Source organism: Cytobacillus oceanisediminis 2691 (assembly GCF_000294775.2).
Lineage (GTDB): Bacteria > Bacillota > Bacilli > Bacillales > Cytobacillaceae > Cytobacillus > Cytobacillus pseudoceanisediminis.
Genome location: NZ_CP015506.1, coordinates 1,580,382 through 1,599,386, shown reverse-complemented (window position 1 = coordinate 1,599,386; position 19,005 = coordinate 1,580,382). Strand labels below are relative to the sequence as shown.

16 protein-coding genes are annotated in these 19,005 nt (G+C 41.5%); 4 read left to right on the top strand and 12 right to left on the bottom strand.

The genetic code is table 11. From position 1 onward, the window contains the following. Positions 1 to 39: 39 nt before the first annotated feature. The gene (locus tag A361_RS08185) at positions 40 to 783 is read left to right on the top strand and encodes a hypothetical protein (protein WP_009331108.1); all 744 of its coding nucleotides are present in this window, start codon (positions 40 to 42) and stop codon (positions 781 to 783) included. A gap of 100 nt (positions 784 to 883) precedes the next feature. On the opposite strand, the gene A361_RS08180 is transcribed toward A361_RS08185, so the two are convergent. The 5 genes from A361_RS08180 to A361_RS08160 form a co-directional block, all read right to left on the bottom strand. Beyond that, entirely contained in the window at positions 884 to 1,753 is an 870-nt protein-coding gene (locus A361_RS08180) for a carbohydrate ABC transporter permease (RefSeq protein WP_009331109.1), read from the bottom strand. Next, a complete protein-coding gene (locus A361_RS08175) occupies positions 1,750 to 2,736 on the bottom strand; it encodes a sugar ABC transporter permease (protein WP_309246103.1) in 987 nt (328 codons plus the stop codon). Before A361_RS08175 ends, A361_RS08180 begins: the two co-directional genes overlap by 4 nt. A gap of 51 nt (positions 2,737 to 2,787) precedes the next feature. Continuing rightward, the gene (locus A361_RS08170; protein ID WP_019381593.1) at positions 2,788 to 4,083 is read right to left on the bottom strand and encodes an ABC transporter substrate-binding protein; all 1,296 of its coding nucleotides are present in this window, start codon (positions 4,081 to 4,083) and stop codon (positions 2,788 to 2,790) included. Between the two features lie 217 nt (positions 4,084 to 4,300). Continuing rightward, the gene (locus A361_RS08165) at positions 4,301 to 4,909 is read right to left on the bottom strand and encodes a hypothetical protein (protein WP_019381591.1); all 609 of its coding nucleotides are present in this window, start codon (positions 4,907 to 4,909) and stop codon (positions 4,301 to 4,303) included. Beyond that, positions 4,884 to 5,420, bottom strand: coding sequence for an RNA polymerase sigma factor (locus A361_RS08160; protein ID WP_019381590.1), 537 nt, complete (start codon positions 5,418 to 5,420; stop codon positions 4,884 to 4,886). The genes A361_RS08165 and A361_RS08160 overlap by 26 nt, the downstream gene beginning before the upstream one ends. A 724-nt stretch (positions 5,421 to 6,144) precedes the next feature. On the opposite strand from A361_RS08160, the gene A361_RS08155 reads away from it, so the two are divergent. Further along, on the top strand, positions 6,145 to 10,440 hold the full coding sequence (locus A361_RS08155) for a S8 family peptidase (protein ID WP_180321098.1): 4,296 nt from the start codon (positions 6,145 to 6,147) through the stop codon (positions 10,438 to 10,440). Between the two features lie 50 nt (positions 10,441 to 10,490). Here the strand turns inward: A361_RS08155 and abc-f are convergent, their stop codons facing one another. From abc-f to A361_RS08130, 6 genes are all read right to left on the bottom strand, one after another. Further along, positions 10,491 to 12,269, bottom strand: a complete 1,779-nt coding sequence (gene abc-f / locus A361_RS08150) for a ribosomal protection-like ABC-F family protein (protein WP_019381588.1) — start codon at positions 12,267 to 12,269, stop codon at positions 10,491 to 10,493. A gap of 337 nt (positions 12,270 to 12,606) precedes the next feature. Then, the gene (locus tag A361_RS08145; RefSeq protein ID WP_019381586.1) at positions 12,607 to 12,807 is read right to left on the bottom strand and encodes a hypothetical protein; all 201 of its coding nucleotides are present in this window, start codon (positions 12,805 to 12,807) and stop codon (positions 12,607 to 12,609) included. 319 nt (positions 12,808 to 13,126) lie between these two features. Further along, entirely contained in the window at positions 13,127 to 13,264 is a 138-nt protein-coding gene (locus tag A361_RS29330) for a YjcZ family sporulation protein (protein WP_019381584.1), read from the bottom strand. A gap of 48 nt (positions 13,265 to 13,312) precedes the next feature. Further along, positions 13,313 to 13,414 (bottom strand): YjcZ family sporulation protein, encoded by a 102-nt coding sequence (locus A361_RS29325; protein WP_019381583.1) that lies wholly within the window; start codon positions 13,412 to 13,414, stop codon positions 13,313 to 13,315. A 175-nt stretch (positions 13,415 to 13,589) separates the two neighbouring features. After that, positions 13,590 to 15,146: a flotillin family protein gene (locus tag A361_RS08135; protein WP_009331117.1), complete on the bottom strand. Its 1,557-nt coding sequence runs from the start codon at positions 15,144 to 15,146 to the stop codon at positions 13,590 to 13,592. Between the two features lie 15 nt (positions 15,147 to 15,161). Next, positions 15,162 to 15,683: a hypothetical protein gene (locus tag A361_RS08130; protein ID WP_019381582.1), complete on the bottom strand. Its 522-nt coding sequence runs from the start codon at positions 15,681 to 15,683 to the stop codon at positions 15,162 to 15,164. A gap of 296 nt (positions 15,684 to 15,979) precedes the next feature. On the opposite strand from A361_RS08130, the gene A361_RS08125 reads away from it, so the two are divergent. Together A361_RS08125 and A361_RS08120 are read left to right on the top strand one after the other, a co-directional pair. Next, on the top strand, positions 15,980 to 16,282 hold the full coding sequence (locus A361_RS08125) for a hypothetical protein (protein WP_019381581.1): 303 nt from the start codon (positions 15,980 to 15,982) through the stop codon (positions 16,280 to 16,282). A gap of 121 nt (positions 16,283 to 16,403) precedes the next feature. Then, the gene (locus A361_RS08120; RefSeq protein WP_372675452.1) at positions 16,404 to 17,210 is read left to right on the top strand and encodes a glycerophosphodiester phosphodiesterase; all 807 of its coding nucleotides are present in this window, start codon (positions 16,404 to 16,406) and stop codon (positions 17,208 to 17,210) included. Positions 17,211 to 17,392: 182 nt separating this feature from the next. On the opposite strand, the gene A361_RS08115 is transcribed toward A361_RS08120, so the two are convergent. Continuing rightward, complete coding sequence (locus A361_RS08115; protein WP_019381579.1) at positions 17,393 to 18,856, bottom strand: UDP-N-acetylmuramoyl-L-alanyl-D-glutamate--2,6-diaminopimelate ligase; 1,464 nt, start codon at positions 18,854 to 18,856, stop codon at positions 17,393 to 17,395. Positions 18,857 to 19,005 lie beyond the last annotated feature (149 nt).

The following is a 19,005-nucleotide window of genomic DNA, read 5'->3' as shown; positions in this document are numbered from 1 at the left end:
GTTAATCTTATATTGGACAATACGTTTAGGAGGTATGTAATGAAAAGGTATATTTTCTTGTTATTGACTATTTTACTAGTCTTCTCAGGCAATGTTTCTGCAGAAACCAAAAGCCGTTCTGCTGATTTGACTGAGAAAGATTTCATGAAAGCCGTATTAAAGGCTGATGAGTTTAAGGAATTTAAATCCTCCATTTTAAAAGATGCAGCCGCCAAGCCAAGAGCTCTTGTTGATGAAAAAGGAAAACAATATGGCTGGACAGTTCAATATGAAATAGAATACAAAGAAAAAAATGTTTTCTTAGATAGTAAAGCCCTCGTAAATTTCTCGTCACTTCTATCATTTTCTTATGAGTCCGACGGAAAAGGATTAAAAGTCCGGCTCGTCGATTACAGCAGGTTAATTGAGGATCAGGCTTTTTATGTAAAAGACCTGAAGTCAAATGAAGAAACCAAAATAGATATATCGAAAGACAGCATCTTTACTGATTATTTGACAGAGGTAGAAAGGAAGAAAACGCATTTGATTGAAGAAGCAGCAGTAAGCAATGCTGTCTCTTCCGATAAAATCACTGCAGCAGCCGAGTTATGCTACTACTGTACAAAATATGAATGGCGCGGCGGATACCCTTGCTCATCCGCAAATACTGAGCCTGAAGTTTCAGTGTCTTCCCAGCTAAAAGAAAGCGGACTAAATCCAGATTCGGTAATCATTGACTGTTATGTACCCCGCCATAAAGTATGTGTTAGCGGGGAATGGAGAACATATTGCCCTATTCAATAAGAAAAGCGGAGCGCTTATGCTTATCATCGACATTCATAAGCCGATGACGCCTGAGCTGGACAGTTATAAAACCGGCTAAGCAGATGCTTAGCCGGTTTTATTATCCCTTAGTACCTGATGCGATATTTGATCCTTCTATAAAGTGCTTCTGGAAGAAGAAGAATAGCAGTACAACTGGCAGGAGGACCATGACTGACATGGCCATCAGGTAATGCCATTGTGTCTGAACTGTTCCCTTGAAGGTCTGAAGCCCGATTTGCAGTGTGTACAGACTTTCATCATTTATATACAATAATGGTCCGAGAAGATCATTCCATGCCCCATTAAACGAAAAAATGGCCACTGTAATAAGAGCCGGCTTCGTCAGAGGCAGCATAATATGCCACCAGATCTGCAGATGATTCGCACCGTCAAGCACTGCCGCCTCTATTAGTTCATTAGGAATGGACATCATAAACTGGCGCAATAGGAAGATGAAAAAGGCACTCCCCAAAAAAGCTGGAACAATCAGCGGCAGGTACGTATTTACCCAGCCAAGCTTCGAAAATAAAATGTATTGAGGCACCATCGTGACAAACCCTGGGATCAGCATGGTTGATAACACAACTATAAACAAAGCATTTCTTCCTTTAAAACGGATTTTCGCAAACGCATATGCAACGAGTGAATTGACAAGAACACTTCCAGCCATTCCACAGAGGGCAATAAAAAACGTATTCATTGCCCAGCGGGTAAACGGCGCTGTTTTCCATGCTTCAACATAATTGGAAAAATGGAATTCCTTTGGCACAAAGGTAGGCGGATATTGCGCAATCTCAGCAGGAGATTTCAATGATGTCGAAATCATCCACCACAGGGGAGATAATACCAGTACACTTCCCGCTAATAAAACGATAAAAATAATCGTCTGCTTTAAATTATCTTTGAATTTTTTTGTCTCATAAAACTTCGGTGCTGCGGCAGTTCTCATTTATTATCTCCCCCCTCATAATGGACCCATTTTTTGCCGAGTTTCATATTAATGATTGTCAGTACCATTACGACAATAAACAGCAGCCAGGCCATTGCAGATGCATAGCCCATGTCAAACACTTCAAACGCGTTATTCCACATATGCAGATTGTAGAATAGGAGTGAATTTCCTGGTCCTCCGCTTCCGTTTTCTGTCATGACATATGCTTCTTGAAAGATCTGGAAGGCACCAATGGTACTAGTCAGCACATCGAAGAAAATGATTGGTGAAATCATTGGCAGGGTGATAAAAAAGAATTTCTGCATAACACCTGCCCCATCAAGATCCGCTGCTTCATACAGTGAAGCTGAAACTCCCTGCAGACTTGCAAGGTAAAGCAGCATTCCGCCTCCGACACTCCACATTTTCATCAAAAGCAAAGCTGGTTTCGTCCATTCAGGATCAAACAGCCAGGCTGGCCCTTCAATCCCAATCCATGCAAGGAACGTATTTACCAATCCTGTCGAAGGACTTAGCAGCTGCATCCACAAAAAGTAAACCGCAACACCCGAGAGGATAGCAGGCAGATAATAAAGTGTGCGGAAGAATTTCATGCCCCTTACTTTCTGATTTAAAAGAACCGACAGAAAAATCGCCCCTGCAGTAGTCAGCGGGACAGAAAATAAAACGTAATAAAGGGTATTCCATAAAGACGTTTTAAAAAGATCATCGATTGTAAACATGCGTTTAAAATTATCAAGGCCGATAAAATTCATCCTTGAAGTAATATTATAATCTGTAAAACTGGCAAATAAGGAAAATAAAAGCGGACCAAGTGTCAGTCCAAGGAAACCAATTATCCACGGGCTGATGAATAGATATCCAAAGATATTTTCTCTTGTTTGGCGGGACATCCGTCTGCGTGATGTCTTTTCTTTTTTTTCCGCAAGACCCGCTCCCCGGCGAGCAATCGTTGTATCATATGATTTCAACCCATACACCTTCTTTTATTTATTTTTAAAGAGAGAAGGAGGCCCCTTCTCTCTTTTGTTCTATTTTCTCTTTAGTTTTTCAACATCTTTCTCTGCTTTTGCCAGCGCTTTTTCTGGCTTCGTTTTTCCTAGCAGCACACTGTCTATATGCGGATTGATGCGGTTTTGGTAATCAGGATACTTTACTGGAACCGGAAACAATTGCGTTTGATCCAGGTTTTTCACCGAAGCTTCATATACGTACTTATCATCGCCCTTTAGTTCATTAACAACTGCTTCTGCAGCTTCTTTGTTTGCGACATTATCATAGTTTTTCATAGCCCAGTATTTTTGTGCCTCCGGGCCAGTTAAATACTTGATAAATTTCATAGCTTCCTCAGGATGTTTGGCTCCTTTCGGTATTTCAGCTACGAAACCGCCGCCATCGCTCCAATTCCCCGAACCTTTTTCAAATGCAGGAATTGGAGCTACACCAAAGTTCATATCCTCTCCGTAGTCACGAATCTGTGTGTAAAACGTGCCGATATCAACCCACATTGCCACTTTGCCTGCTATGAATGGATTTGACTGCTCACTGCCAAATTCAGCTTCAAAAGATTGAACTGTCTTCTCACCAAGACGCTCTTTCCATCCCAGCAGCCATTGAAGCGCTTCCTGCTTTTTAGGTGTATTGATATAAAGTTCTCCATCTTGAATGAATCCTTTTCCGCCGTCAGCGCTTGTCATCCAGCTGGCCGCACCAATGCTGCCCCATAGCGGATAAAAGCCAACTCTCTCATATCGGTCTCCATCCTTTATATCAAGCTTTGCGGCGTACTCCTCCAGTTCCGCCCATGTTGCTGGCGGCTTTTCCGGATCAAGTCCAGCTTCTTTAAAAGCATCTTTATTGTAAAATAGCAATCTTGTATCTGTATTGAATGGAACTGCATAAGGTTTGTCCCCGTACATTACCGTTTCCCATAAATGAGGATAAAATTGATTTTTGAAGGATTCATCGATATACTTGCTCAGATCTTCTGATTGGGCGTTTTCAGCTCGCTGGGCGACTGAATTAATATCGTTTATAATAACATCAGCCGGGTTTCCCGCTGCGACGGATGCCAGGTTCTTTGTCCAAATATCTCCCCAGGGCAAATATGTATGCTTTACAAAAACCTCATCCTGTGAATTGTTAAAATCCTCTATGATTTTTTCTATGATCGGACGCCTCGTTTCCGAACCCCAGAAGCTCCAAAAATCAACAATTACTTTTCCATCCTTCGTTTTTTCTGCCTGAACACTTTCCTCACCAGAACAGCCTGCCAAGGTGCCAATAAGCAGGATGGCGGAAATGATAAAGATTAATCCCTTTTTCATGATGCTCCCCCTAAATCATATTTAATCTTCAGCTTTAAGCTTGTGCCTAACCCCTGCGCAAAGGAAAAATACTGGCCAGCAAATAAATTAATTAACAACTAAGATAGTACTACCCTGATATTTGGGGATAAAACATTATTTTGAAAAAATTCTCGTAATATGTAAATTTTCAGGGCTTTACGCCTAATAAAAAAAGACCCCTAAAAAGGAGTCTGAATTAAGGAGTTTTTTGAATACTGTGTGCAATGGCTTCCAAATACTCAATGAATATGGCACCTTCTTCAGAGGGAACTGCATACATTATCTCACTGTCCATTGACTTGAAATATACTTCACCACGCTCGTTCCAGACTTTCACCTTTACAGATTCTTTGCCTTTCATAATAAATTGGATATCATATAATGGTTTGGAGTCGATGACGGCCTCTGCAGGCATTGCCGAATTTATGGCAGTTCTTGCCGTGCTTTCCCACTTTTCATCTTTTACAGTCGCGGTTTCAGCAGAATACGTTCCATCAGCAGAGAAGGAATTCTCAGTTTCTGATAGAGCAATAGCTGTTTGACTGATAAAACTATCTCCAAGTATATCTGCACTGCTGCTGCCCCCTGTCGTTGATTCCTCAGAAAAAATAATGAAAGCGAACATAATACAAGCAGCCATTACTGCGGCAGCAGATAAAAATTTAGGAAAAATATTTTTCTTTCTTTTTGGCCTATCCTCTATACCACTCCATATTTTTTGCAGGCTATCCTGTTTTTGCTTTTGCGATCGCGGAATACGGTCTAATTCACGAAAAGAATTATCGAATCCGAATGAGCTCTTCATGGATTTCCCCCCTTTTCTGCAATTCTTTTTTTAGTGCTGCGAGTGCCCTGGAAGTGGTGATTTTAACTTTGTTTTCGTTCCAATTCAAGATTTCGGCCGTTTCTTTGATTGAAAACTCCTTTATTTTTCTCAAAATCAGCACTTCTTGATAGCTTAATTTCAAATGTCGGATTGCTTCATATAAGAGTGTAACTTTTTCACCCTTAATCATAATCTCGGTTGGAGTCTCTTCATCTGATTGGAGCTGGAATTTTTCAATTGAGAAAAATTTGAATCTGTTTTTTTTACGCAGATAATCAATGGCTACATTTCTTGATATTCGGACCAGCCATGTAAAGATCTGGGATTCCCCATTAAATTGGCTCATGTATTTATAAGCTTTAATAAAGGTGTCCTGTGTCAGATCTTCGGCGACTTCCTTATCATTCACGAGAAGAAATATGTATCCATAAATTCGATCGCTGTATTCGCTGTATATATCTTCAAAAGCTTCTGCCGATATTCTCTCCATTTTGGCGCCCCCTCGCGTATTATTAGACGAATGAAAAATAGAAAAGAAACACTATTCCAATATTTATGTAAAATAATCAAATCAAATTTCATGCAGGTCAAAATACAAATTCTGTTCATTTATCCTATTTTTCCTAAATGTTCTGATTCCTTTGTATTAATTAAGACGAATTCCGAAGAAAGAGTCCTTTTCACTGTAACCATTCTTCCAGCCAGAATTCATAAGTAATACAAAGAAAGTTACACTTCAAAATACCCATTTTCATATAATTTACTTGCTATTTTCCTATTGGATTGACGAAAGGCATCTTTTAAAGTTCCCCCTCTTTTTATTCATTTTATCATTCTGGAAAAATACTGCCTCCCTCCTTTTTCTTATTTTTTCCAAAAATTATTATTATTCCAATATTTCTGGGTAAAAATGATTCCTTTCATCTAGATATAACCAGGTTAAGTTGATTCTTTAAGACTGTAACCTTATGAATGCTCTAAAACCTTCTAGCTATTTTATTCATTCCCCAGCAATAAACCTCATTTTTCGACAATCTCCAGCTGATTATTCAGCTAAAGTTCTTGTTAGCGGAAGGGTTTTCCATTTTTGGAAGAAACCCTTAGGAGGTGATCGAGTTCATTCTGCCGGAAGACACTATTTAAGGAATTAAACAAAACAAGGAGGGAATTTTTTGAAAAGAAAAAGAAAATCATTGAATCGCATTCTTTATGTGATGCTGACAGCTTTTTTGATTTTGCCCCTGATGTTCCCAGGCATGGGATCAGCTGAAAGTAAAAGCTCTCCGCATACCTCAGTTAAGCAAGCTGCACCTCAGACAGCAAAAAGCAAAATAAACAGCTCATTGCTGAAACAATTTGATAAAAAAGATAAAGTAACATTCCTGATAAAATTTAAAGAACAAGCTGATACTTCAGCAGCAGCCAAGAAAGCTCAAAAAGCGGCTGCATCCCAAAAACTGACAGCCTCTAAATCCAAGTACATGAAACGCTCTGCAGTCCTATCCTCACTAAGATCTACAGCTATTGAAACTCAAGGCCAAGTCACAAATTTCCTTCAAAAGCAGGAAAAAGACGGCAAGGCAAAAGATGTTCAATCCTTCTACATCGTCAACGCCATTGCAGTAACAGCTACAAAGGACGTTATGGAAAAAATTGCCATGTTTCCTGAAGTAGAAAAAATCCTTCCAAACGAAACCAGACAGCTTCATAAGCCAGTAAAGGAAGCCGAAAAAGCTCTCAAAACACAAGCAGAAACAAGTTCAATCGAGTGGAATATTGACCGTGTCGGTGCTCCTGCAGTATGGAAAATGGGAATCGACGGATCGGGTACTGTCGTTGCATCCATTGATACAGGTGTTCAGTGGAACCACCCGGCGTTAAAAGAAAAATACCGGGGCTATAACCCAGCACAACCTGATTCACCAACGCATGAATTCAGCTGGTTTGATGCCACTGCAGGCCAGACAGCACCATATGATGATCAGGGACATGGTACCCACGTAACTGGAACAATGGTGGGTTCCGAGCCAAATGGAGCCAATCAGATCGGGGTTGCACCTGGTGCGAAATGGATTGCAGTAAAAGCCTTCACTGCAAGCGGCGGAACTGACATAGATCTGCTTGAAGCAGGTGAATGGATTCTAGCTCCAAAGGATGCTGAAGGAAACCCGCATCCTGAAAAAGCTCCGGATGTTGTCAACAATTCATGGGGCGGCGGACCTGGGCTGGATGAGTGGTATCGTCCAATGGTTCAGGCATGGAGGGCAGCTGAAATTTTCCCAGAGTTCTCTGCCGGAAACACAACTTTGTTTAATCCAGGCGGACCTGGTTCCGTTGCAACACCTGCTAACTACCCGGAATCATTCGCAACTGGTGCGACAGACATTAATAATGGTTTAGGCAGCTTCTCATTGCTGGGACCATCACCATACGATGAAATTAAACCTGATGTATCCGCACCCGGGGTCAACATTCGTTCCTCAGTTCCCGGAAGCGGATATGAAGGCGGCTGGAATGGAACTTCCATGGCTGGCCCGCATGTTTCTGCGGTTGCCGCGCTGCTCCGCCAGGTTGATTCAAGTCTGACTGTTGAAGAGATGGAGGAAATTTTACTGACTACCTCTACTCCATTGACAAATGGTACTTATCCTGAGACACCCAATAATGGTTTTGGATATGGGCTCGTCAATGCCTTCGATGCGGTTTCTTCCGTACTGACCGGTCTTGGAAAAATTAAAGGCCAGGTTGCAAAAGAAGGAGATGACTCAGAAGCTCCCGCAGCCAATCACGAAGCACCTCAGGAAACATATGCAGGAATGGATCTGGCACTTGAATTGACGGCATCAGATAATGTAAGCGTCACAAGAGTTGATCTTGAATACTTAAAAGCTGACGGCAGCTGGGCAGCCATTGAGGCCGAAAGAACAGCTGGAAACTATAAAGATGGTACTTACCAGGCAGTGATTCCTGGAGAAGACATCGCCGAGCCTTCAGTTACTTATAAATGGAAGGTCAATGATTTTGGCGGAAATCTAACTGAAACTGACTCCTATGAAGTTGCAGTAAGACCTGGAATCAGCATCGGCTATTCTCAGGACTTTGAAGCACAGCCGGTCGGCTGGACTTCATATGGAGCGGAAAACAGCTGGGAGTGGGGTACCCCATCTTCAGGTCCTGGCAATGCAGCATCCGGAGAAAAAGTATATGCAACTAAACTTGACGGCAACTATGCAAATAGAGCAAACATGAATCTTCAGATGCCTCCTATTGACCTGCCGGAAGGCAATGCCTACCTTCAGTTCAAGCAATGGCACGAGCTTGAAAACCGTTATGATTACGGCCATGTATTCGTTTCCACTGACATGGAAAACTGGGAACAGGTTCTTCGAGTAAATGGTAATACAACAGAGTGGGTTAATGCAGAAGTGGATCTAAGTGCGTATTCAGGACAAAGAATTTATGTAGCATTCAATGTGACTACAGATGGATCAGTACAGAAGCAAGGCTGGTATATCGATGATGTTCAATTATCTGATACTCCAGTTGAACCTGCAGGTAAAGCTCAGCTTGGCATCAGCAAAGATAAACCTTCTGCAGAATTAAAGAAAGAAAAGGTAAATCCGGATAGCATTGTTCCTAAAAAGGATACTCCTGCAAAAGATGATGATAAACAGCAGCAGCCTGCGCCTGTGCTGCTTCCGCTTACTGCCGAAGTAAGTGTGCTGGAATCAGGCAGGTCCGTATTTACCAATCCTCAAAATGGAACGTTTGAAATGACACATGCTTCAGGAGATTTCACTGTAAAAGCGGAAGCTTACGGTTATCGTTCTCAAACGCAAAGCGTAAATATCCCGCAGGATGGAGAAGCGACTGCAAACTTCGTCCTTGAGGAAATACCAAAAGGCACAGTCACAGGTGTTGTGACAAATGAAGCAACTGGGGAGCCTGTTGCGAACACTTCACTACTTTTAATAGAAGATGCAGCAGTACAGCCAGTAACAACTAATGAAAATGGTGAATATACAATCACAGCCTACGAAGGCACATACACTTTAAAAGCTATGGCACCTTCCTACTACAGCAAGGAGCAGAGCATCACAATCGAAGGCGGCTCTTCTTTAGAGCAAAATATTGAACTAAAGCCATTTATCGGATACCCGGGTGAAATCGGATATGATGATGGTACAGCTGAAAATGCACGTGCATTCTACGATGCAGGCAACGGCTGGGCAGTTAAGATGTCCCTTGCATCCGGCCATGACAGTGCGATGGTTACTGGCGGCTTATTCCGCTTCTGGGATACCAGCTGGCCGACTCCGGGCGGAACAGACTTCAAAGTGGAAGTATATGATGCAAGCGGACCAGATGGGGCACCTGGCAAAAAGCTGGCAGGTCCATTTGAAGCAACAGCCTTAAGAAACGGTGAATGGACACATGTAGATCTTAGTGACGAAGGAATCGTTACAAATGGCGACTTCTATCTGGTATATATCCAATCAGCACCAAACCCTAATGCTCCTGGTCTTGGTACAGATGAGGATGGAGAAAATGCAGGACGCAGCTGGCAGCTTGTAGGCGGTGCATGGTCTCCTGCTCCAGAGGATGAAGGAAACTATATGATCCGTGCCACAGTGAACTATGAAGTAACTGCACCAGTCATCACTTCTCCGGCTGACGGAGCCTTCACAAACCAAGGGAAGGTTACAGTTGAAGGTACTTCGGCTCCTACAACTACTGTAAAAGTATTTAATAATGGAGAGGAAGTCGCATCAGCAGAAACAACTGAAGAAGGTACATTCTCAAGTGAAGTTTCACTTTCTGAAGGGGAAAATACTCTTACAGCGAAGGCAGCTACAGAGTCTGGGTCTACTGATGCCTCTGAATCTGTAAAAGTAATATATGACAAAACAAAGCCGGAATTGACAATATCAAGTCCTGCAGATAAATCCAAAACAAATAAAGAAACAGTCACTGTTAAAGGAACCGTTTCAGATGATAACCTTGATTGGGTTAAAGTAAACGGCCAGGCAGCAAAGATTACAGATGGTGAATACTCTCTTCGCATCCTGCTGGATGAAGGTGAAAACACCATTACGGTAACAGCACAGGATAAAGCGAAGAACACCGAAGAAAAAACGATCACGGTCGAAGCTAAGTATACCGCTCCAGCCATAGAAAATCTTCTTCCTGCAGAAGACAAGGAACTTAAAAAAGGCGAATCGGTAAAAATCGAATTTGATAGTGAACCAGGGTTAAAAGCGACGTTTGCCATCAGAATGCCTTTAACAAATGCAGGGGGACAGCTGAATAACGCTACTGAGCTTCCAATGATGGAAACTTCCCCAGGCCATTATGTCGGCTACTATACTGCCACTTCAAATGTAAAGGCACCTGGTGCCGAAATTGAAGTGAAAGTAACGGATGACTACGGCAATGAAACTCGCAAGACAGCAGAGGGCAAACTGTGGATTAATGCGAAAAAGAATAATAACAGCACTAAAAAGAATTAATAATCAGATGAAAAGGCGGGCCATTTTTATTAAGGCCCGCCTTTTTGCACTTATTGATTTAATAATTTTCTTTTTTTAGTTATTAAGCCATTAAACTCTTTATCCAATTCCGCATATTTGCTGTCACCCGGAACAAGCAGACTGAGTTCTCCCAGTATCACACTGATGCGGTTATCAATAACCATAATTTGCTCTTTCATGGAGTCATGATCTTTTTCCTGTTTAGAATTCCTGGATTTAATCTGATATTCCTTCAGGTCCATTTCAAATCTGGTAATTTTATTATCTTTAAATACAAGTAACCTTGAGCTTAACTTCTCCAAAAAGTATAGATCATGAGAAATAATGATGAGCGTCCCTGAAAATTCTTTGAGTGTTTTTTCAAATTGTTCCCTGCTTGGCAAATCCAAATGATTCGTCGGCTCATCTAGTATTAGCACATCATATTCTTTTAAAAGCATATCTGTAAGCTTGACCCTAATTCGCTCTCCCATACTAAGCTGTTCAATCGGCTGATTTAACTTCGCTTCCTTCATCCCCAAATTCGCTAACAGGGTCCTTGCCTTGTAAATCATTTCACGATCGGTGAGATCAAGTGCCTCAACGGCATTTTTGGTTAAGGGCAAATCATTGATATCCTGATTTAAATAAGCAATCTTTAAAGTGCTGCTGACCCAAAGTTCTCCATCAGAAGGCGGTACTTCATCTAAAAGCATTCGGATAAATGTGGTCTTGCCTGCCCCGTTTGCTCCAAGAATCCCTATTTTTTCACCGTGCTTGATATAAAATTGGCTATCCTCGAAAAGAGTCCGATCGCCAAAGCTTTTTGAAAGGTTTTTAGCTTCAATGATTCTCTTCCCTCTTTTGCCTGACGCATCAAATTGAAAATGTACTTTCCCCTCTTCTTCCGGCTTCTCAACTTTATTTTTATCCAGCTCCTGCTGAAGTCTTTTCATTTTTGACTTAATCTGCTGATCCATCTTTTTGGCTTTCACTCTGTGATATTCTTTAAATCCCATCTGCCTATTCTCAGAAGGACTTCCGCCTTTAGTTGATTCCCTGTGAGCTTTTTCAGACCACTTTTTTAAATTGGACATCTGATTTTCGATTCTTTCGATCTCTTTCTGCTGTACATTAAATTGATGTAGCTGATCATCAAAGTTTTTCTGCTTTTGCTCCCGGTATGCTGTGTAATTACCCTGATAAATGGTGAGAATGCCTTCCTGTAATTCGAAAATTTTCCCGACTGCCTGATCAAGGAAATGACGGTCATGGGAAATGATCAGAACCGGGCCGCTGAAATTGCAGATTTCGCTAATTAGCCATTCGATGCCCTGTAAGTCCAAATGATTAGTAGGTTCATCCAAAATCAGCATATCCGGGTTAGATGACCAGACTTTAGCTAAAGAAAGCTTCAGTCTTTCACCGCCGCTCAAAGAATCAAGTCTATCCGGCTCCCATTCATGGAGTTTTGAAAGGCCTAGTTTGCTTGCCTGCTGAAGAATCTCTTCATCTGGAGATTGGTTGAAATCGCGAATTTCACTGACAGAATAGTCTGCCGACTGATGCAGGTAGCCAATTCTGCATGGCTCCTTCATCCGCTCGATAGTGCCTTTATCCGCTTGAATACTGCCGAACAAAATATCGGCCAGTGTAGTTTTACCTGTGCCATTTAAGCCAACAAGGCCGATGCGGTCCTGCTGATAAATATCGAAGTCCAAATTAGAAAACACCGTTTTATCACCGAATGACTTTTGAAGACCCCTGGCCATGAGAATCGGCAGGTTATTATTGTTCTGATTGCTGATTATACGTTTATTTGCACACATAAAAAAACCTCCCCATACCCGGAGAGGATTGTGCACCCATCATTGGAAATGGTGCAAATACATAAAAAACATGCGCCTAAATAAAATTTGATCCGCTTACAGACAAATATAGTAACCATCAGTTCCGATAAGGGATGACTAAAAAAGGGCACACTAATCCTATGTTCTCCGGGTTAAACTTTTTAAATATAAAAAGATACCAGAAAAAATAAGATTATAACTTCATGCCCCTAAATCATCCTTTCAAACTCTTTGATTGTAGTATATAAGCTTCTGGCTTTTATTGTCAATAGGCAAATGATCAGCAGCTTTAATGCAAGTATCTGCCTGCTTGTCATTAATCAATCCTGATATGCTTGTTGGTTAGCTCCTTAAGCATATTTAATATCGTTGCTCTTTCCTCCAGGTTAAAACCGCTTACCCACTCTGAAACAAGCTTGTACTCGCTTTTATGCATTTCCCGCTGAAGTCCACCCTCCAATATCGAGTATATTTCCCTCATCGTATTTTCCCGATCCTGAGTTTTAAGTTCATCCATTTTGCAAACCTCCCATTTTCGTTTATGCTGCTTCTTTTCCCTATTTGGCTTAATAGGAAACACGAGTTTGCAATTAGTGAATTTGCTGACTGATTTCAGGTTTTTGTATGCGGAGACGGATTTTTATGCGCGGGTATTTGTTTGTATTGCGCGGGATTTTTCCTTTTGCGCGCACTTTTTTTTTTTGCGCGGAGACAGACTCTTTGCGAGTGGATATTTTCATTTTCAAGCGGAATTTGCCGTGGCTTCTCACACTCACATCCAAAGGTATGTATGCATATAAAAGAAAAGCAGGTCCCCCTGCTTTTCTTTTAATCTATTACCACTTAAAGCAAGAAGCACCTACGATGATCAACAGGATGAACAGAACAACGATTAGCGCAAAACCGCCGCCGTATCCAGCTCCGCCATATCCAGCTCCACCATATCCACAGCCGCCATATCCGTAGCCATACATTATAGAATCCCCTCCCTTACTAATAAACTCTGTCTCCATGTTTAATTATTAGAATCCGCCATAACCCCAAGAAGCACCGATAATAATCAGTAAAATAAACAAAACAACTAAAAGGGCGAAACCGCCGCCGTATCCACATCCGTCTGACATAGTCAATTACCTCCTTTGTTTGATTCAATATATCCTATTCAATTCACCCAATTTGTGCGATAGACGAATACACAGTTTTCATCGCAAAAAAGAAGCCTTCCGTGTGAAGGCTTCTGCTTTTTGCTGATATAACAGTATTTCCAGACTATCTTCCTTGAAAAAATAGGCAATTTTATTATTTTTTATGAGCTAGAGTGGCTTGGATTCCTTTAGCGGATTGGACGGGTTCTTTTTCTTTAATTTCCTCAGTCAGCTGTTCCAGGCTTTGCCGGACGTTTCCTTTGCCAGAAAAATTTTGGAGAAGCTCCTTCACGTCTATGCCAGACGAAGCTTTCAGGCTTTCCTGCATCGTGGACATCAGGTTGGTGGCATAGCCAGTTACTTTATTGGCCCCGCCATTATTGCTGTCACTTCCTGTATCTACCACTGTAATCTTATCAATATTTGATAGCGGGCTTGCAAGCTGCTTCGCATATTCCGGAAGCATGTTAATGACCATATCCATCATGGCCGCCTGGCCATACTGTTCAAACGCTTCAGCGATTTTCCTCTTTGCCTCCGCTTCCGCCAGTCCTTTGAGGCGGATGATTTCGGCTTCTGATTCACCTTGAGCGCGCTGTGAATCAGCCTTCGCCATCCCATCTGCCCTAACTCTTTCAGCTTCGGCACGGGCCTGTGATTCAATCCGATATTGGTTTGCATCCGCTTCGGCAATCTGCTTTTTCTTTTCAGCCTCTGCTGCCTGCTCAACAGCGTACCTGTCTGCATCAGCTTTCTTTTTCACTTCGGAATCATATTGGCGTTCTCTTCTTAAGATTTCTTTTTCTTCAAGCTCAATTTGCTTTTGGCGTTCAATGATCCTGATCTGCATTTCATGCTCCGTAACTTCTTGCTTTGCCCTGGCCGTTTCAAGGTCATATGCCTGGTCAGCCCGGGCTTTGGCAATATCCTGTTCCCTTCTGTAATCAGCCATTTTCATTTGATTTTCCTTCTCAGCTTCTGCTATCTCTGTCGCTCTTTCAAGTTCTGCCTTTTGGGCATCCTTGGCTGCTTCCGCCCGTTTTATCCGGGTTTCCTTTTCAGCTTCAGCTGTGGCAATATCCGCATCCCGCTTAACCTGAGCAATTCTTGGCCTTCCCAGTGAGTCCAGGTAGCCATTTTTGTCGCGGACATCTTTGATTGTGAAAGAAACGATGATCAGGCCCATTTTAGCCAAATCCTGTGATGCAACCCTTTGAACCTCCTGGGAAAATTTATCCCTATTTTTGTATATTTCTTCGACTGTCATAGAACCCAGAATTGACCGTAAATGCCCCTCTAGAACTTCTTTCGCTTCATTTTCACGATCTTCCTTTGATTTACCAAGGAATTGTTCTGCAGCAGTAGCAATTTCTCCAATACTCCCGCCGATTTTTATGATTGCAGTACCATCTGCCATGACAGGGACTCCCTGTTCGGTATATACTTCCGGAGTGGTAACCTCCAGTTTGCTTGAAAGGAGACTCAATGGCTCTGCCTGCTGAAAGACCGGCAATACAAATGTTCCTCCGCCTCTAATTATTTTTATCTTATTTCCGGATTCGTCCACATGGACATTTTTGCTGCCCAAATAACTTCCTGTTACGATTAACGCTTCATCTGGCCCTGCAGTCCGATATTTTGTAATGAACACACCAAGAAGCGCAATTAGCAAAAATGCTGCAATTCCAATTACAACCCAAATCATTAGCATTATATGTCCCCCTGTCTATAATTCTTTATAATCGATAACTTTAATAACTCCATTTTCCACTTCAACGATCAGCACATTGCTGCCTTCTGCTATAAACGTATTTTCATAGCTTAGGGCAGGCTTGGAAATTCTCCCGCTTATATTTTCAATCAAAACCTCACCGAAACCATTCTCCGGTATAGGTATTAATACCGTACCTAATCTTCCCCTTAAGGATTCATCTGTGTAAACGAGAGATTCTTCAGCAGATGATAATGGAATAAGAACAAAGATATTCAGCAGTACATCCAGCAGTCCTGCAATTCCAGCTCCTATCAAGAGAATGACCACGCTATTAAGAGAGGTTGCCGTTTCAAAGATATAGCCTGCAGCGGAAAGAAAAGTGATAAATGCAAGAATCAGTACAGGATTTAGAAAACTTCCCTCCCCAATTCCGTCAGCAATATCTCCAAAAAACACATACAAAATAATTAAGATGCCCGAAAAAATAAGTGTGAAGAGATATATTGTCTGAATAGGAAAACCAAATAGTTCCATTACATCACCCTATCCATATTTTATTGTCCATCTATTCTATCCCATGCCTCCTTTCCCTTTTCCCTTAACGGATTAATTTATATACGGACAAAAACCTGTAATTGTTTCATTTTTCGCAGTTTTTTTCCATATTCATACCTCTATCTGTTCAGCTTGTCTAACTTTCAGCCCGTTTTTGTCATTTTCATCTCTATTTCTGCATACCTTATTTTGGGACTAAAATTCGCCACTGGGGATTAAATGCCGAAAATTGGTGGAATAGACGAATATATCTAGTTAGCGGAGGGATAGGGAACATGACAAGATCTGAATTGCATATGGGGAAGCCAAAGAGCAAATTTATGCTGATGTCAATTGTCCTATTGGGCTTTTTTGCTGCTGTCTTTACAGCATTATATTTTTATTCTCAAAGCCTCATTAATATAGAAGCCCCTAAAAAAGAACTAGGTGAGAAAATTATTATCCAGCTTCCTTCCGGAAAGAGTGTATTTACATATGAGAACCTGGTTGTTAAAGAAGAAGGAAAGCTTTTTTATAAGGGCGAAAGAAATACTCTGGATCTGACTGGCGGTACTATTGTTTATGAAGAATGGGAATAAACAGAGATAAGATACTCTGCTCCTTATCCCGGGGCAGAGTCATTTTATTTTGAAGAAATCCACTGGCAGTTGACAAAATGTTTTTAAATCCTTTAAGATGAGCAAAAAATGGCGAGGAGAAATGACTTTGAAGGTAATGAAAAATGTTTTTTTTACAGCTTTGGCTACAGTTATTTCATTTTTCGGCATAAAAAAAATGACAAGCACCACTCACAAAATGAAAAAAATCGGACATCGGGGAGCAGCCGGCTACTGTCCTGAAAATACATTCCCTTCATATGACCGTGCGATCGAAATGGGTGCAGATTATCTGGAAATTGATGTCCAATTAAGCAAGGATGGAAAGATTGTTGTGATTCACGATTCACTTGTCGACCGCACAACTGACCATAAAGGCAAGGTGTCCGATTTTACCTTTGACGAGCTCAGAAAGATGGATGCCGGAAGCTGGTTTTCCCAAAAATTCCGCGGTGCCTGCATCCCTTCTTTCGAAGAGGTTTTAGACAAATATGCAGATCGCGTCGGGCTTTTAATTGAATTAAAAAAACCGTCCCTATACCCTGGCATTGAAAAAATGATTGCAGAGGAACTAAAGAAAAGAAATTTTCACACAAAAGGGGACGACCATATTATTGTTCAGTCATTCGAAACCGAATCAATGAAAAGATTCCATGAATTGGTGCCGGAAATCCCTGTCGCCATCTTAATTAACTATCCGCCTGACACTGTTGAGATTAAAAATATTGCTGAATATGCCAGTTACCTGAACCCAAAATGGACTGTGGTTAATAAACGCGTGATCGATCTGATTCACTCAAATCGCATGAAAGCAATCGCCTGGACTGTGCGTTCCAGGAAAGAGGCAGAAAAGTTGAAGCATTATCCACTGGATGGGATTGTTGCCGATTATCTAGATCTTATTGAATAACAAAAGATGCAGACCAATAATGGTCTGCATCCTTTATTTTGAAAGATAAGGAAGTATAAAATTCCGAAGGCCGACAACTGTCTGTACAAACAGCCTCCCCCCTCGGGGTGAGGCCCCAGGACATGCGAGGACATGGCGTTCTTAGTCTGCGTTCCTTCGCGGGCAAGGCGCTTCCGCTTTTCTTATAGCACCGCCTGTTTTCTCCCAGATTCCAGGAGCAGCTTCAGGGTTTCCAAATCACTTTCAGCCGGAAGAGCAAATGGCTTTTGATAAGCTTCCGGCCCCTTTCCGGTAATAAAAATCCAGTCACTCTCCCCAGCTTCCCGCCATGCCTTCTGAATAGCCAAAGTACGGTCGGGAATCACTTCCCCCTTACCGCATCCAAATTCTTTATTCAGCCGATGCAATTGGCTTATCATCTCATCCTCAGATTCATCGTTTAAATCATCAGCCGTTAAGTAAAATTTATGGCAGTATTTTGCAGATGCCTTAATCATGTCCATGCGCTTAGATTGATCTCTTCCTCCGCGGAATCCATAGATTTGAAAGATTCTTTCCGCTCCCTGTTGCCTCGCTGCTTCCAGGCAATATTCAAACGCATCCACAGTATGGGCATAATCCACAACGAACTTAGCTCCTGAAGGGTGGATTATAGTTTCAAAACGGCCCGGGATGCCCGGGAATCCATCCAGGGCCTTAATAATATCTGCAGTGTCTATCCCCAGATCAACGCCTGTCAAAAAAGCCATTGCTGCATTATAGACATTATGGTGTCCCGGAAGAGGAAATTCAATTTCAAAAGACTGACCTTTCATCTCCAAAATAAATACTGTTCTCCCATTAATAGCAACGTCTTTTATTGAACAGCACTGATCATCACCAAGCAAAATCAAAGGAATCTTTTCTTTTTGCAGGTCCTCTGCCATTTTTTCTCCCCATGAATTATAGAGATTTATAACTCCTTTACCGCCGTCTTTTAGTAAGGTGAAGATTTTCTTTTTATCAAGAAAATACTGATCCATATTTTCATGATAATCAAGATGGTCATGAGCCAGATTAGTAAATAGTCCGTAATCTAATTCCAGACCTTCTGTTCTCGATTGTTCCAGCGCATGTGAAGAAATCTCCATAACGACAAACTCATCAAGGCTTTTACTCAGCATTTTTTGGATCTGTAAAGCATCTGGTGTAGTATTGCTGGTCTTATATTCCCTGTTATTAATAATATTGGATACAGTTCCCAAGAGGGAACATGTCCTGCCTGCAGTCTCCAAGATATGCTTTAAAATATAGGCAGTGGTCGTTTTCCCATTTGTTCCTGTTATGCCAATTATTTTATGTTTCCTTGATGGACGATCATAAAAACAGCTTGCCAGCTTCCCCAAACTGGTTCTGCTATCCGTTACTTTTATATAGGGCACATTCAATTCAAGGGCTTCTTCACCCACCACGGCAGCCGCCCCATTTTCAACAGCTTGTCCAATAAAATGATGTCCATCTGTCTGAAAGCCTTTAATCGCAACAAAAAGGCTTCCTTTCCTCACTTTGCGTGAATCCATTTCAATCCCTCTAATTTCAGGATCGTTTGTAAAAACATCCATCTCCCCACTATCCTTTAGGCACTTAATAACCTGGGATAATTTCATATTTCTGTCTCCTTTAATGTTTAAACATCAAGTAATTTGGTGTATAAGTCTATATTCATTATCTTTTGTTTTCCCATATTTACAGGAAATATGCCTCTAAAGGACACAAATAACGGGGGATCGGAAAATCGTCTTAATATACTAGAATT